We start from the raw sequence: 14222 nt of genomic DNA, 5'->3' as shown, positions 1-14222 counted from the left end.
CCGCTGCGCGCAGGAAAGTCAGCCATGCGCATGCTCCGTGGGCGGGAGTTTGAATTCGCTGTTGTGCTCGCCCAAATGGGGCACAGGTCCACCCAGGGGCAGTCGTTGGCCATCAAATAACAAGGGCAGGCCGTTCAAGTCGTAGCCTTGGCCCGGGACGGGCACACGCAGGCCCAGGGCTTGCACCTGTTCTTGGGCCAAAGCCTCGGCCACGGTGTGCACCGGTGAGCAGGGCACGCCGACTGCCAAAAATTGCGCTTGCCAGTGGTCCCTGGATTGGGTGCACAAAATGGCGCGCAGGTTCTGCAGCAGCAGGTCTTTGTGGGCGATGCGGGCGCGATTGGTGGCAAAGCGCATATCCTCAGCCCATGGGGCTTGGCCCACCACCTCGGCCAGCTTGGCAAACAAGCGGTCGTTGCCGCAGCAAATCAGCAAGGGCCCATCCAGGGTTTCAAAGGCTTCATAGGGCACAAACCCGCTGTGCCCGGATGCGTGGCGCATGGGTTCGCGGCCTTCGTGGATCAGTGCTTCCGATTTTTGCGCGTTCCAGGTCAAGGCGGTTTCGAGCAGAGATGAATGAAGCACGCCACCACGGCCCGTGTGGTGGCGTTGTTGCAGCATGGCCAATGTGCCAATCACCACCCACATGCCCGTGCCTTGGTCCACCACCGAGGCCCCCAGGCGCATCGGCGGATCGTCGGGCCCACCGTTGGTGCTGGACAAACCACTGAAAGCTTGTAACAGCGGTTCATAGCCGGGTCGAGATTGCATCGGCCCGGTGTGACCAAAGGCCGATATTTCACCGTAAATCAATCGGGGGTGGCGCTGGCACAGGCTGGGTCCGTCGATGCCCATGTCTTCGGTGACGCCAGGGCGCAGGTTGTGGATTAAGATGTCGGCACTGGCCACCAATTGTTCAAACGCGGCCAATCCTGCTTCGCTTTTGAGATTCAGGGCCAAAGATTTTTTGCCCCGGTTGAACAAATGAAAGTTCAGCGCGTCACCTCCGCGAAACACCGGACCCATGCGCCGACCATCGTCGCCGCCATCCACGCGCTCGATTTTGAGCACCTCGGCTCCCAGGTCGGCAAAGATGGCCCCGGCAAAAGGTCCGGCCAAAATTTGTCCCAGTTCGATGACGCGCAGGCCATGCAAAGGGCCTGGGTGGGTGGGAGAAGCTTCGGGGGTCATGCGTTGCGCCTAAAGGTTTTGAGTGATGGCTCAAGATAGCAGATTTCACTTCGCAAATGAACCAGCAAAACCCGCGCACAGGGTAGGATACGAAGCATTTTCAACCCCACCGGTCCATGCAAACCCCACGCCCTGTTCCCCACGACCCCAATGCCGATTTGGTGGTTTATTCGGCAGCCTTCAGGCCCTTTTGCCAATCCCTGTTGGCAGGCTTTGCCCAAGCCTATCCAGGTGTGCGATTGCAATTTGTGGATGGCGTGAGCACCGACTTGCACACCCACTATTTGGACTTGCACCAGCGCGGCGAAGCCCTGCCCGATGTGATCTGGAGTTCGGCCATGGACTTGCAAATGGACTTGGTGCGTTTGGGGCACGCCAGGCCCCACCGCAGTGCCCACGCCCAGGCCTTGCCCGCTTGGGCACGCTACAAAGACTTGGCGTTTTGCACCACGCTGGAGCCTTTGGTGGGCTTGCGCCATACCCAGCATCTGGGGCCGCAAGAGGGGGTCAGCACTTTGCAGGAGTTGGCCGACTTGATGCAGCAGCGACCAGACTTGCTGCGCCAACGCATGGCTTGCTTGGACATCGAAGCCAATGGCATGGGCTTTTTGGCCATGTTGGTGGCACGCGCCCAAGACCGGGGCTATGGGCGTTTCATGGACTTGGCGGTTGGCATGGGCTTACAGGGGCATGGCTCCAATCCACCACTGGTTCAGGCCTTGGTGAGTGAGAGCGCCGTGGTGGCCTTTCCGGTGCTGGGCGCTTTTGCCGCCCGCGCAGTGGTGGCCCATCCGCAGTTGGCGGTTTGCACCAGCCCGGCTGCACGTTTGGGCGTGTCTCGGGTGGCTTTGATTCCGAACGGTGCCCCGCACCCAGAGCTAGCGGCTTGTTTTGTGGATTTTTTACTCTCTCCAGCGGGACAAGATGGCATGCGCGAAGATGGCCTTTTCCCATGGAAAGACCAAGGGCAAAGTGATGTGTTGCCGGCCATGGTGGTGCAGCCGCTGCCGATTGACGATGGGTTTGCGCCGTGGCTGGACCCCCACGCGCGTGCGGCCTTGCGCCAAGATTGGGCCCATCTGCTTCTGGCATGATGCCCGACCAGCCGATTTTTTTGATGTGCAAGGATGCTTTATGAATTTCAAACGCCACTTTTTTAAATTGACTTTGTTGGCGCTGGCCTGCGGGCTGATGCCATGGGCCCAAGCCCAGTCCAACTGGCCCACCAAGCCTTTGCGCATCGTGGTGCCCTTTGCGCCGGGCTCGTTCACCGATTTGTCCGCGCGGGCCTTGGCCGCCGAATTGTCCGAACAACTGGGCCAACAGGTGGTGGTGGAAAACAAGGGCGGTGCCGGCGGCACCATTGGTGCCGATGCGGTGGCCAAGTCTGCCCCCGATGGCCACACCCTGTTGTTGACCGACAACTCGTTTGTCATGGCCGCTGGTTTGTACCCGCGCTTGCCTTTTGACCCGCAAAAAGACTTTGCCCAAATCAGCGCCATTGCCGAGTCACCATCGATCATGATTGCGCGCGCAGATTTGCCCGCCAAAACGGTGGCGCAATTGGTGGACGCGGCGCGCGCCAAACCGATGGATTTCATGTTCGGCTCTGGCGGGCAGGGTTCGTCGGCGCATTTGGCCACCGAGTTGTTTCTGAGCGTGACGGGCACCAAGATGACACATGTGCCCTACAAGGGTGTGGCCGCTGCGATTGCAGAGGTGATCGCTGGGCGGCTTGATATCAGCATCGCCAGTTTGGCCAGCGGCATGCCGCATGTGCGCAGTGGCCGGGTGCAAGGTTTTGGCGTCTCAGGCAAAGAACGCAGCGCTTTGCTGCCGCAAGTGCCCACCTTTGCCGAGCAAGGTTTTGGCGACTACAACATGTCTTATTGGTGGGGTGTGGCCGCACCCGCGGGCACCCCCGCCGCTGTGTTGCAGCGGCTGAACCAAGAAATCGCCAAGGCCGCCGAGAAGCCCCGCTTGCGCGACTCTTTCATTGCCCAAGGTGCCCGGGCCGTCACCTCGACCGCCGCCGAGCAAAGCCGCCGCGTTGACGATGAAATTCGCGTGTGGAAGGCCACCATCCAAAAGGCCAACATCAAATTGGAATGAGCCCGTGAAATACTTCATCACCCATTCAGCACAGCCGTGGGCTGGCTCATGGCCCGCTTTGGTTGGGGTGCTGGGGGCAGCTCTGGCGGTGGCACCGCCCTGTTTTAAGTCCGGCATTGACAGATGAACATCTGCATCATTGGTGCCGGATTGGGCGGGCTGAGCGCGGCCCTGGCCTTGTTGCAAAAGGGTTTTCGCGTGACGGTGCTGGAGCAAGCCGCGGCGCTGGGCGAGATTGGTGCCGGGGTTCAACTCGGGCCCAATGCGGTCGGGGTTTTGTACCGAATGGGCTTGCAAGCCCCTCTGGAACAAGTGACTTGCGAGACCTTGGGCAAGCGGGTGCGTTTGTGGAACACAGGTCAAACCTGGCCCTTGTTTGATTTGGGAACGGTCGCGCGTGAGATGTATGGCTATCCCTACCTGACCGTGCACCGGGCTGATTTGCACCGGGTATTGGTTGATGCGGTGCGGGCCTTGCAGCCTGAAGCGCTGGTGCTCAACGCCAAACTGCACAGTTTGCACACCCGCAGCGATGGCGTGTCCTTGCAGTTGGCCGATGGCCGTGTCTGGGAGGCCGATGCGGTGATTGGCGCCGATGGCGTTCACTCCAGGGTCAGAGCGGCCTTGTTCGGTGAGGACGCACCGCGCTACTCGGGTGTCATGGCATGGCGCGGTGTGATTGACGCCTCCAAATTGCCCACCCACATGCGCGAGCCCTATGGCACCAACTGGGTTGGCCCCGGTGCACACGTGGTGCAGTACCCCTTGCGCCAAGGGGCCCTGATGAATTTTGTCGGGGCCATTGAGGGCAATCGCTGGGAGATCGAGTCGTGGTCCGAGCGTGGCACCCGCGAAGAATGCTTGGGCGACTTTGTGGGGTGGCACGAAGAGGTGCAGGCCATGATCCATGCCATTGAGGTGCCCTATAAATGGGTGCTCAAGGTGCGCGACCCGATGGACACCTGGAGCCGCGGGCCAGTCACGCTGCTCGGCGACGCCTGTCACCCCACCTTGCCGTTTCTGGCCCAAGGGGCCGCCATGGCCATGGAAGACGGCTACATGCTGGCCCGTGCCATGGCGCTGTGCCCGACCGATCCGGCACAAGGCTTTGCGCGTTACGAGGCGGTTCGCAAAGAGCGCACAGCACGCGTGGTGGAAGGCTCAGCCGCCAATACCAAGCGTTTTCACAACCCTGCTTTGGCCCATGCCCAGGGGGCGGCTGAATATGTGGAGCGGGAGTGGAACGAGGCGCGGGTGAAAGAGCGCTATGAGTGGTTGTTCAAATATGACATTGACGCGGTTGCTTTGTGATGCCATGAAACCGCAGGTGCGACCATGAGTGAAACAGCGGGCAACAGTTTGGAGCGCATGCTGGGCTTGCTCGATTTGTTTTCTGTCGATCAGCCCGTATGGTCTACCGAGGCCATGATGCAAGCCACGGGCTGCACCCGATCCACTTGTTACCGTTACCTCAAGGTGTTGCAAGCCGCAGGTTTTTTAACGCCTGTGGCCCAGGGGGCTTACATCTTGGGCCCGCGCATCATTGAGCTCGATCGCCAACAACGCTTGCGCGATCCGATTTACATGGCCGGCGGCCCACCCATGAAGCAGTTGGCCAGCCGCACCGGCCACAGCACCCTGCTGTGCATGCTCTACAGCGACACGGTGATGTGTGTGCGCGAAGAAATCAGCCCAAATGCACCGGCCGGTCTCTTTAGCCGCGGGCAAAAGCGGCCCTTGTTCCATGGCGCAGCCTCCAAGGTGATCATGGCGCATTTGCCGCCCCACCAATTGCGCAACCTGTATGCCAAGCAAACGGCCATCGTGGCCCAAGCTGGTTTGGGCGAGGACTGGCCCAGTTTTCGCCAAGCCATGCGCAGCATTCGTTTGCAAGGTCATTGTGTGACCACGGGCGAGTTTTCGCGCGGCATCGTGGGTGTGGCTGCCCCAGTGTTCAATCAAGCTGGGTATGTGTTGGGCAGCTTGGGGCTGGCGGCGCAAAAAAAGCATCTCCCCGCATCTGACATCCCAGCCATGGCCAAGTTGGTGATGAAGGCGGCCAAGGTAGCCAGTGAGCGCATGGGTGCGCATGGCTTGGGCGTGTCCTTGCGCGCCCGCGCCGTTGGCTGAGTGGGCGCGTTCAGCCGCGCTCTGTCAGGGTGGTGATGACGATGAACACCAACTGACCATTGCCCGTGTTGTGCAAACCATGCGGCAAATGTGGTGGGATGAATGCAAATTGATTCGGCCGCACCACCTTTTTTTCAGCGCCCAATTCAAGCACGCCTTCGCCTTCCAAAAAGAAATAAATTTGCTCTTTGTTGGGGTGCACATGGGTGTGCACATAGGCCTTGGGCGCATAGGTGGAAATGCGAAAGTCCAGAAATTGCGCGCCAGGCGTGGTGGCGGCGCTGACCAAAATCTTGGACAAGGCGCCATCGAAATGGCCGGGCGACTGCTCCCATAAAAACTCGGCCAGTTCGCGCACCGATGTGGGTGCGGGTGTGGTTGGCGTGGTGCTCATGGGTTGGGCCTCAGTCGGCGGCTTCAAACTTCACTTGCTCGGCCAAGCGGGTCCATTTGTTGACCTCAGATCGAAAGTAGGTATCCAAAGCGCTGGGCGGTCCGCCCACGATGTCAGCCCCCAGCGATTTGAAACGCGCCACCACATCGGGGTGCTTGAGGGTTTGGTTGATCGCGTTGTTGAGTTTCTCAACGATGGGTGCGGGTGTGCCAGCGGGCGCAAAGATGCCCACCCACTCGGCCACGTTGAAGCCGGGGTACCCAGATTCGGCCACGGTGGGCACGTCGGGCAGCGCCGGGTTGCGTTGCGCGCTGCTCACACCCAAAGCGCGCAATTTGCCGCTGGTGATGAAGGGCAGCGCGGTGGGCAGCACGGCAAATACAAAGGTCACTTGCCCGGCGACCAAATCGGCCATCACGGCGCCACCGCCCTTGTAGGGAATGTGTTGGACTTTCAAGCCGGTGGTGTTGAGGAACACCTCGGTGGTGAGGTGATTGCCGCTGCCGTTGCCCGCTGAGCCGTAGTTCATGGCTTCAGGTTTGCTGCGGGCCAGTTGGACCAGCTCTTTGAGGTTTTGCGCGGGCACGTTGGTGTGCACCACCAAAACCGTGGGCACGGTGGACACAAAGCTCACTGGCATCAGGTCTTTGACCGGGTCGTAGGGAATTTTTTTGAACAAGATGTGGTTGGCAGCCAGGGCGGTGGAGGTCAGCAGCAGGGTGTAGCCATCGGGCTTGGCTTTGGCCACCGCGTCTGAACCGACGATAGAGGCCCCGCCTGCGCGGTTGTCCACCACCACCGATTGACCCAAAATTTCACCCAGACGCGTGGCCAAGGTGCGGGCATTGATATCGGTCACACCACCGGGGCCGTAGGGCACGACCAAACGAATGGGGCGGTTGGGAAAGTCTTGCGCCGTGGCCCAAGTCGCGCAGGTGAGCAGCATCAGGGCCAGCAGGCGGCGCATCAGTGGTGTGGTTTGGAACATCTTGGTTACCGGTGAGTGAAGAGAAACAATCAAAAAGCCGTGGCTTCAGACCAGGGCCAATTGGGCTTGGTGGGTGGTGCCCCAGTTGGAGGAAAAAACAGGCTTGCCCAAAATGGCTCGCAACTCTTCCAAGATGGTGGCGGTGGGCAGTTGCGCACAGGCAATGAACACCGCTTGGCAACCATCGTCGTCGGTCTGCATCACCATCTCTTTGACTTGCTCGGCCGTGATGCGGCCCAAGGCATCCACATCATTGGCAAAAAAGCTGTTGAAGCGGCGCACGCGGATGCCCCCATCGGCCAAAAAGGCTTTGAGTTGCGTGTTCACCGCATCCAAATAGGGGGTGACCAGGGCGATGTCATTCACGCCAGCGGCTTGCAGGGTCAGCACCATAGAACGCGCCGTGGTGACCACGGGCTTGGCCGTTACCTGTTGCAGTTCTTGGGCCAGATCGGCGTCCCCTTTGGGGCCAAAGATAAAGCCCGCAGCGGTGCAACCGTAGGCCACCACATCGACATCGCTGTCCTTGAACTGGGTTGCCAGCTCAAGGGCCGCAGCTTTGTAGGCCGGCAAAGTTTCGGTTGTCAATAAGCCTTTGCCTCGGGGGATGCGCACCGTGGTGGCGCGAGAGCCGGGTGGCATCCAACTGAGGACCTCTTGGGCGAAGGTGGTGTTGTTGATGGGAACCATCAATCCGATGTGAAGGGCTTGGCTCATGCGTGTCCTGTGTGTGGGTGGTCGTTCAGGTGCCCATGGCAGCGAGTTCACGCGCCTTGATTTGGGGCCGTGTGATGGCGTGCGGTGCTTGGCGCGCGCCCTCGGGCAAGGCGCGCCAGTGTAAGGCGCGCAGTTCGCCAAATTCATGTGGCAACCGCTCGAAATGTTCGCCACCATCGGTGCTGCGAAACAGTTGCCCAAGGTTGGTGCACAAAAAAATCAACTGCGGGTCACTGGGGTTCATCGCCACACACCACACGGTGCTGTTGATTTCACCGGGCAGTTGGACCTCTTGCCAATCTTGGCCATGGTTGTGGCTGCACAAAAGTTTTCCATCGTTGCCCGGTGGCCCATTGCCATTGGTAAGAAACACAATGGCCGGGTTGTCCAAGCGTGGCATCACGGTGCGGGTGTATTGCCAGGGCGACTTCAGTTCTTGGAAAACCCAACTTTGGCCTTGGTCGACGCTGCGGTGCAAACCACGGTTGGTGGTGGCATAGACCCAGCTGTCGCCGCCGTCAGGGGCTGGGACCACTGCGATCCCATGCACATCTGCCGACACCAGGCCTTGATCCAGCAGTTGCCAGGTTTGACCATGGTCAGCGCTGCGGTAGATGCCGCCAATTTCCACCGTGGCCCACACCACACCGGGCGTGACCGGGTCGAACAAAATTTGAGTGACGCGGGTCGGGCCCATGTTGATGTCTGAAAACTGGCTGATGCCTGGCGCTTGCAGGGCCTGCCAATGTTGGCCCGCATCGGTGGACCTGAAAAAACCTGCCGGGCGCGTGCCCGCAATCAGCACCCGTGCATCGCTGGGGTCTTGCGCCAGGGCCCAGACATCGGCCATGGGCGAAGGCAGTGCCACCCAGCGTGCGGGGGCTTCGTCCCATCGGTAGACGCCCATGTCGGTCCCGGCAAAAACATGCTCTGGCATGGCAGGGTGGCTGCTCAAGCACCAAACCCGGGCCTCCAGGTACATTCCGCTGTGGCTGTTGGGGTGTACCCAAGTTTGTCCGGCATCTTCGCTGAACCAAGCCGAGTGTCCTGCGGTACCCGCGTAAACATGGATATTGGTGCGCATGAGCGGCCTGCCTTGGTGTGGTTTAATTTGTAAAATTATCCCAGCATTTGGAATTTACTGTCAACGCATCTCATTGATCAGGATCATCGCCATGACTTCTTTCAAGCCTCGCCGCTTTTTTTTATCCAGTCTGCTGGCCGCCATGGGGCTGGCCGTGCCCCTGGCCCCTGCCTGGGCCCAGCCCTTTCCCTCCAAGCCGGTGCGCATCGTGATTGGCTTTCCGCCGGGCGGCGGCATTGATATCGTGGCCCGCACCATCGCGCCCAAGTTGTCGGAGGCCCTGGGTCAACCGGTCATCATCGACAACAAGCCGGGTGTGGCCGGTGTGCTGGGCACCAATCTGGTGGCCAAGGCCCCGGCCGATGGGCACACCATCTTTTTTGGCACCACCGGCAACATCAGCATCAACCCGGTCTTCATGCCCAATTTGCCCTTCAACATGGACAAGGACTTCACACCCTTGATGCTGGTGGCTTCGCTGCCTTTTTTGGTCTATGCCCACCCCAGTGTGCCGGTCAAGAACTTAACTGAGTTGGTGGCCTATGCCAAGGCCAATCCGGGCAAGATCAATTTTTACTCCAGCGGCAACGGCGGCCTGCCCCATTTGACCGGAGAGCTGCTCAACAATGTGGCGGGCATTCAAACTGTGCACATCGCCTACAAAGGCAGTGCGCCGGGGATGAACGACTTGATTGGCGGCCAGGTCCAACTGGGCTACGACACCGTGGCCATTGGTTTGCAGCACATCAAGACGGGCCGCTTGCGCGCTTTGGCCACCACCGGCCCCAAGCGCTTGGCCATCTTGCCGGATGTGCCTTCCACCAGCGAATTTGCGTCTGGTTTGGAGGCGGTCAATTGGTATGGCATGGTGGTGCCCGCTGGGACACCGCGCGATGTCATTTTGCGATTGAACCGCGAAATCACCAAGGTTTTGGAGATGCCTGACATCAAAGAAAAATTGGTGTCTCAGGGCATTGATCCAGCAGCCAACTCGCCCGAAGAATTTGGCGAGTTCATGAAGAGCGAAGCGGCCAAATGGGCGCGGGTGATTCGCGCCGCCAACATCAAACCCGATTCCTGAAACCGCCTAAAGACCGATCACGCCCCCGTCTTGGCGGGTGATGACGATGGTGGCCGAGCGTGGGCGACCTTGGGGACCAACCCCTTGATTGCCCGGCCACAGGCTCTCCAACGGCTTGCCCGCGGACAGGGCGGCTGACAACTCACCGGGGTGTTGGATATTGACGAACAAAGTGCGGCCGCCGTCGGCCTCGGTGATGCCTGTTACTTCAGCGCCCTTGGGTGCCACCAAAAAGCGTTTGAGCTTGGCCTCGCCCAAGGCGGCTGCGATGAAGGTTTCTTGGGTGCCGGTTTGCTCTGCCCCATTGACCATCATTTTGTTTTTGGCGGTGATTTTGCTGCCGTCTCCCACCTGGCCAGGGATGGCGGCGAGCATCATGCAATTGGTCTCGTCGGTGAAGGCGCCGTCATCGGTTTGTATCCAGCAAATACCGGTGGTCTGGCTGAACCACAAGCCGTCGGGTGATGAAAATGAATTGCTCGCTGTCAAACCCGATAGGTTGGCGTCGCCCGAGTCCTCTTCGGCCCCAAACAAAAAGATGTCCCAGGCAAAACTTTTGGACACAGCGCGTTGGTTGGTTTCTTTGAAGCGGATGATGTGGCCATTGGGATTGCCAGCGGATTTTTTGCCGTCCGTGTCCATGTAGGCGCGGGGGTTGGCGGCATTCACTTTGCTGGGGGTGCGGTTGGCGGCGTTGTTGTTGGTCAAGCAGAAATAGATTTCACCGTTGCGGGGGTTGATGGCGCCCCATTCCGGTCGGTCCATGGGCGTGGCACCGACGGCATCTGCTGCATGTCGGGTGTTGACATAAATGTCAGCCTGGGAGGTGAATTTGAACGCTGAATGTTTGGCGATCCGTGCATCCGACAGCGCCAGTTCAATCCACTCGCCCGAGCCATCGGCATTGAATTTGGCCACGTACAAACGGCCCTCGCTCAAGTACTTGTCACCAGCGACCAAGCCGGCACCCACATCTCTGGGGTCCCACACGGCGGTGCTGACAAACTTGTAGATGTATTCATTGCGTGAGTCGCAGCCCATGTAAAAGGCCAAAGGCTCGCCCGCGACAGGCAGTCCGCAAACGGCAGCCTCGTGGGCAAATCTGCCCATGGCCGTGCGTTTGGCAGGGGTGGCGTTGGGGTTGAGGGGGTCAATTTCGACGTTATAGCCAAAGGTATTGGCTTCATGGCGAAAGTCTTTTTCGGCATTCGCACCCTGTGCCGCCAAATTCCAGCGGGCAAAGCGGTCATCGGTGGGCGACACCGTGTGCCAGCCTTGGCCGGTGGCTTTTTTCAGATGGGCAGCGACGGGCGCAGCTGGCAATCCGTAACGCTTGCGCGAGGCGGCTTCGCTGTCGGGCAAGGGGGCGCCAGCCGTGGCTTGAAAGTAAAACGCCCAGTTTTCTTCACAGCCCAAGTACGTGCCCCAGGGTGTTTTGCCGTGGCCGCAATTGTTCAGCGTGCCCCGGCTCATGGAGCCAGAGGTGTCCCAGCGGGTCACCATTTTTTGCCGAATGTCTTCGATGGAAGCCCGGGGGCCACTGATGCGCATAGGTGTTTGTGGGGTGATGCGGCGGTTCAAAGCCGAGCCGGCATTGATGCGCCAGCCTGCCGGTGTTTTGTTGATCTCGACCACAGAGACGCCGTGCAAGTTGATCTCTTTGAGCACTTCCAGTTCAGGCCGGTTGCCCAAGTCCCATTCGCCAAATTGCGAAAACTTCTTGCCACTCACCCCCTGAGAGGTTTGTCCGTTGGGATGCAAAAAGTGGGCGTCTGCAGAGCTTTCGTGGTTGACACACAAAACAGCGCGGGTGGTTTCTTTTTCAGAATACTTGCCTTGGGCATCGATGTAAAAAATATCCATGCCATCGTGGTGATCACCAATGCGGCGCGACCAATCATCTTTTTCAAGACCGCTGTTCGAGTAAGCCGATGTGCTGGTGTCCATGGCGTCGCCGGTGGCGTGCAAAACGCTGTATTGGTAGCCCGGCGGCAAGATCACGTTGTCGAGCAAACTTTTCGCGACGGCCGGAAAGCCCAAAGCTGTGGGGGCAGGGCCCAAGCCAGAGGCCAAGGTGGCACAACCCGGCAAGACGGCCAAGCCCGCCAATCCCAAGCCACCCAGCAGCATGCTGCGTCGCTGGGGGTTGGCCAACGAAGCCTTCAAAACGTCTTGGAAGTGAGGCTGGGTGCTGGTGTTGAAAATGGGGTCGATGTGTTTGTTGGACATGGCATGAATCCTGAGACTTTGTTTCCCATTTATATGGGAATTTTGTGACGGTGATGTGAATTTTTTTCCCGCAGGGCCGAAAAAAATCCACTGCACCTTTGGATGCAGTGGACGCGGGGGGTGAGGCAATCGCGATGGGAGATGAAGGCCCCCAGCGGTTGGCCAGGGGTCAAGCTGGGTGTCTGGCAATCATTTGACGGGCAATGATGATGCGCTGCATTTCATTGGTGCCTTCACCAATGCACATCAATGGGGCGTCGCGGTAATAGCGTTCAACGTGGTATTCCTTGGAGTAGCCATACCCGCCATGGATGCGCAAACATTCGGTGGCGTTTTCCAAGGCCGCCTCAGATGCAAAGTATTTGGCCATGCCGGCTTCCATGTCACAACGCTCGCCTTTGTCGTAGATGCGAGCGGCGTCATAGGTGAGCAATCTCGCCGCTTGCAGTCGCGTGGCCATTTCGCCCAGTTTGAGTTGGATGGCCTGGTGCTCTGCAATCGGCTTGCCAAAAGTGTGGCGAATTTGGGCATATTTGACTGCGTCCATCAAGGCCGCGCCAGCGATACCGCAACCCCGAGCTGCCACATTGATGCGGCCCAACTCCAATCCGCCCAAAGCGGTTTGCAAACCACGACCCTCTTTGCCACCAATCAATTTGCTGGCGTGGATTTTGTAATCTTGAAAAATCAACTCAGCGCTGTCAATGCCTTTGTAACCGAGCTTTTCCAGCTTTTTAGAGACCGTGAACCCAGGTCCCTTTTCGGCAATAAAGCAAGACATGCCTTTGTGTGCCGGATCGGCACTGGCATCGGTTTTGACCAGCAGCGCAAAGCATGTGCCGTGGATGCCATTGGAGATCCAGGTTTTGGTCCCATTGATGATGTAGTGGTCACCATCTTTTTTGGCGCGCATTTTGATGCCTTGCAAATCGGTGCCTGCATCGGGCTCGGTCAACGCGAGGCCACCGCGAATTTCGCCGGTGGCGAACTTGGGGAGGTAGTGATTTTTTTGTTCTTCGGTTCCGTTGCGCTCGACGCATGCGGCCATGATCAAGTGGCTATTGAAAATGCCCGATAGCGACATCCAAGTGGCAGCAATTTTTTCGACGATCTTGGCGTAAGTACCCGCCTTGAGACCGAGTCCGCCATATTCAACCCCGATGGTGGCGCCAAACAAACCCAACTCCTTCATTTGTTCAACCATCTCAATGGGGTACTCGTCTGCGTGCTCCAGCCGCAGCACATGGGGACGCACATCCCGCTCCAGCCATTTTTCTATGGCATCCAGCATTTGTTGTTCTTGTTCGTTGTCGGCGTCGATATCTGACATGTTGATTCCTTATGATGGCAGTTGTGTCTGAATAGACAGACCGCTTGTGCGGTGTTTGAAGGCAGAGACACCCCAAGGGTAATCCTCAGACCGAAAAGTCATTTGTCCAGACAAAATAACCAAACGAATTTACTGGGAATCCGAACCGCTGTCAAATCTGATTCATGGCCACCACCAAGTCTTCCAAACGCAAAAAATCCACCGCCAAGGTCGCGCCAACTGCGGCCGGTGAGCCGCGATATTTAGCGGTGTTCAACCAATTGTGCCAAGACATCACCGACGGGGTGTACCAAGTTGGGGAGTTGCTGCCCACCGAGCATGAGTTATGTGACTTGTTTGACGTCAGTCGGTTCACCGCCCGCAATGCACTGAGCATGCTCACCGATGCTGGCTTGGTGACCCGCCGTCCCCGGGTGGGCAGTGTGGTGGCCTCGCAAAATCGACGCAACCCCTATGTGCAAACACTGGAGACGGTCGACGACTTGCTCCAGTACGCCGAATCTACGCGTTTTGAAATTTCGCATTGGGAAACCCTCAAGTTGGACCAAACTTTGAACATGGGTGAAACCCAGTTGACATCTGGCCAGACCTGGATTTTTGGGATGGGGCTCAGACGCAGCAAAGGTGAAGACACCTTGCCGGTGTGCTTGACCCGGGTCTACTTGAATCCGGCATTTCAAAAAGTCATACCGGCCATGCGGCGTCGAAAAAATGCCGTGGTTTATCGGTGGATTGAAGAAATCTATGGCATCAAAGTGGCACGCATAGAGCAACGCATTGATGCATGTTCAGTCAGCTCAGCAGACGCCACCTTGTTGTTGTGCCCGGTGGGCAGCCCAGCTTTGCGAATGCAGCGTTTGTATTTTGATGCCAACAATCTTTTGCTAGAAATCTCTGACAGCTTGCACCCAAGCGGTCGATTCAGCTATCACATGAGTTTGCTGCGTTCAGACTTTAAGCCCTGAG

General features: G+C 58.5%; 13 protein-coding genes. 6 read left to right on the top strand and 7 right to left on the bottom strand.

Annotated elements, in window-relative coordinates; all coding sequences use genetic code 11:
- Window positions 1–18 precede the first annotated feature (18 nt).
- Window positions 19–1191: a CaiB/BaiF CoA transferase family protein gene (locus AC8GFZ_RS06955; protein ID WP_506643682.1), complete on the bottom strand. Its 1173-nt coding sequence runs from the start codon at window positions 1189–1191 to the stop codon at window positions 19–21.
- Window positions 1192–1307: 116 nt separating this feature from the next.
- Between AC8GFZ_RS06955 and AC8GFZ_RS06950 the strand changes: the two genes are divergently transcribed.
- From AC8GFZ_RS06950 to AC8GFZ_RS06935, 4 genes are all read left to right on the top strand, one after another.
- Window positions 1308–2285: an ABC transporter substrate-binding protein gene (locus AC8GFZ_RS06950; RefSeq protein ID WP_506643680.1), complete on the top strand. Its 978-nt coding sequence runs from the start codon at window positions 1308–1310 to the stop codon at window positions 2283–2285.
- 40 nt (window positions 2286–2325) lie between these two features.
- The gene (locus tag AC8GFZ_RS06945; RefSeq protein WP_506643678.1) at window positions 2326–3303 is read left to right on the top strand and encodes a tripartite tricarboxylate transporter substrate binding protein; all 978 of its coding nucleotides are present in this window, start codon (window positions 2326–2328) and stop codon (window positions 3301–3303) included.
- 123 nt (window positions 3304–3426) lie between these two features.
- A complete protein-coding gene (locus AC8GFZ_RS06940; RefSeq protein WP_506643676.1) occupies window positions 3427–4614 on the top strand; it encodes an FAD-dependent monooxygenase in 1188 nt (395 codons plus the stop codon).
- 24 nt (window positions 4615–4638) lie between these two features.
- Entirely contained in the window at window positions 4639–5433 is a 795-nt protein-coding gene (locus AC8GFZ_RS06935; RefSeq protein WP_506643674.1) for an IclR family transcriptional regulator, read from the top strand.
- A 10-nt stretch (window positions 5434–5443) separates the two neighbouring features.
- On the opposite strand, the gene AC8GFZ_RS06930 is transcribed toward AC8GFZ_RS06935, so the two are convergent.
- From AC8GFZ_RS06930 to AC8GFZ_RS06915, 4 genes are read right to left on the bottom strand one after another with little or no spacing between them, the layout of a single operon-like run.
- On the bottom strand, window positions 5444–5827 hold the full coding sequence (locus AC8GFZ_RS06930) for a cupin domain-containing protein (protein WP_506643672.1): 384 nt from the start codon (window positions 5825–5827) through the stop codon (window positions 5444–5446).
- A gap of 10 nt (window positions 5828–5837) precedes the next feature.
- The gene (locus AC8GFZ_RS06925) at window positions 5838–6815 is read right to left on the bottom strand and encodes a tripartite tricarboxylate transporter substrate binding protein (RefSeq protein WP_506643670.1); all 978 of its coding nucleotides are present in this window, start codon (window positions 6813–6815) and stop codon (window positions 5838–5840) included.
- 45 nt (window positions 6816–6860) lie between these two features.
- Window positions 6861–7532 carry a maleate cis-trans isomerase family protein gene (locus AC8GFZ_RS06920; protein ID WP_506643668.1) on the bottom strand — a complete coding sequence of 224 codons (672 nt, stop codon included), beginning with the start codon at window positions 7530–7532 and terminating at the stop codon, window positions 6861–6863.
- Between the two features lie 25 nt (window positions 7533–7557).
- Window positions 7558–8616, bottom strand: a complete 1059-nt coding sequence (locus tag AC8GFZ_RS06915) for a WD40/YVTN/BNR-like repeat-containing protein (RefSeq protein ID WP_506643666.1) — start codon at window positions 8614–8616, stop codon at window positions 7558–7560.
- Between the two features lie 91 nt (window positions 8617–8707).
- Between AC8GFZ_RS06915 and AC8GFZ_RS06910 the strand changes: the two genes are divergently transcribed.
- Window positions 8708–9697: a Bug family tripartite tricarboxylate transporter substrate binding protein gene (locus AC8GFZ_RS06910; protein WP_506643664.1), complete on the top strand. Its 990-nt coding sequence runs from the start codon at window positions 8708–8710 to the stop codon at window positions 9695–9697.
- Between the two features lie 6 nt (window positions 9698–9703).
- On the opposite strand, the gene AC8GFZ_RS06905 is transcribed toward AC8GFZ_RS06910, so the two are convergent.
- Complete coding sequence (locus AC8GFZ_RS06905; protein ID WP_506643662.1) at window positions 9704–11926, bottom strand: PhoX family protein; 2223 nt, start codon at window positions 11924–11926, stop codon at window positions 9704–9706.
- Window positions 11927–12095: 169 nt separating this feature from the next.
- Complete coding sequence (locus AC8GFZ_RS06900) at window positions 12096–13256, bottom strand: acyl-CoA dehydrogenase family protein (RefSeq protein ID WP_506643660.1); 1161 nt, start codon at window positions 13254–13256, stop codon at window positions 12096–12098.
- 164 nt (window positions 13257–13420) lie between these two features.
- Between AC8GFZ_RS06900 and AC8GFZ_RS06895 the strand changes: the two genes are divergently transcribed.
- Entirely contained in the window at window positions 13421–14221 is an 801-nt protein-coding gene (locus AC8GFZ_RS06895; RefSeq protein ID WP_506643658.1) for a GntR family transcriptional regulator, read from the top strand.
- The last annotated feature ends 1 nt before the right edge of the window (window position 14222 follow it).

It is taken from the genome of Limnohabitans rimovensis (SeqCode), assembly GCF_965234775.1.
In the GTDB taxonomy this organism is placed as follows: Bacteria; Pseudomonadota; Gammaproteobacteria; order Burkholderiales; family Burkholderiaceae_C; genus Limnohabitans; species Limnohabitans rimovensis.
The sequence above is the reverse complement of the archived record's forward strand: the minus strand, read 5'-3'. Positions and strand labels throughout refer to the sequence as shown.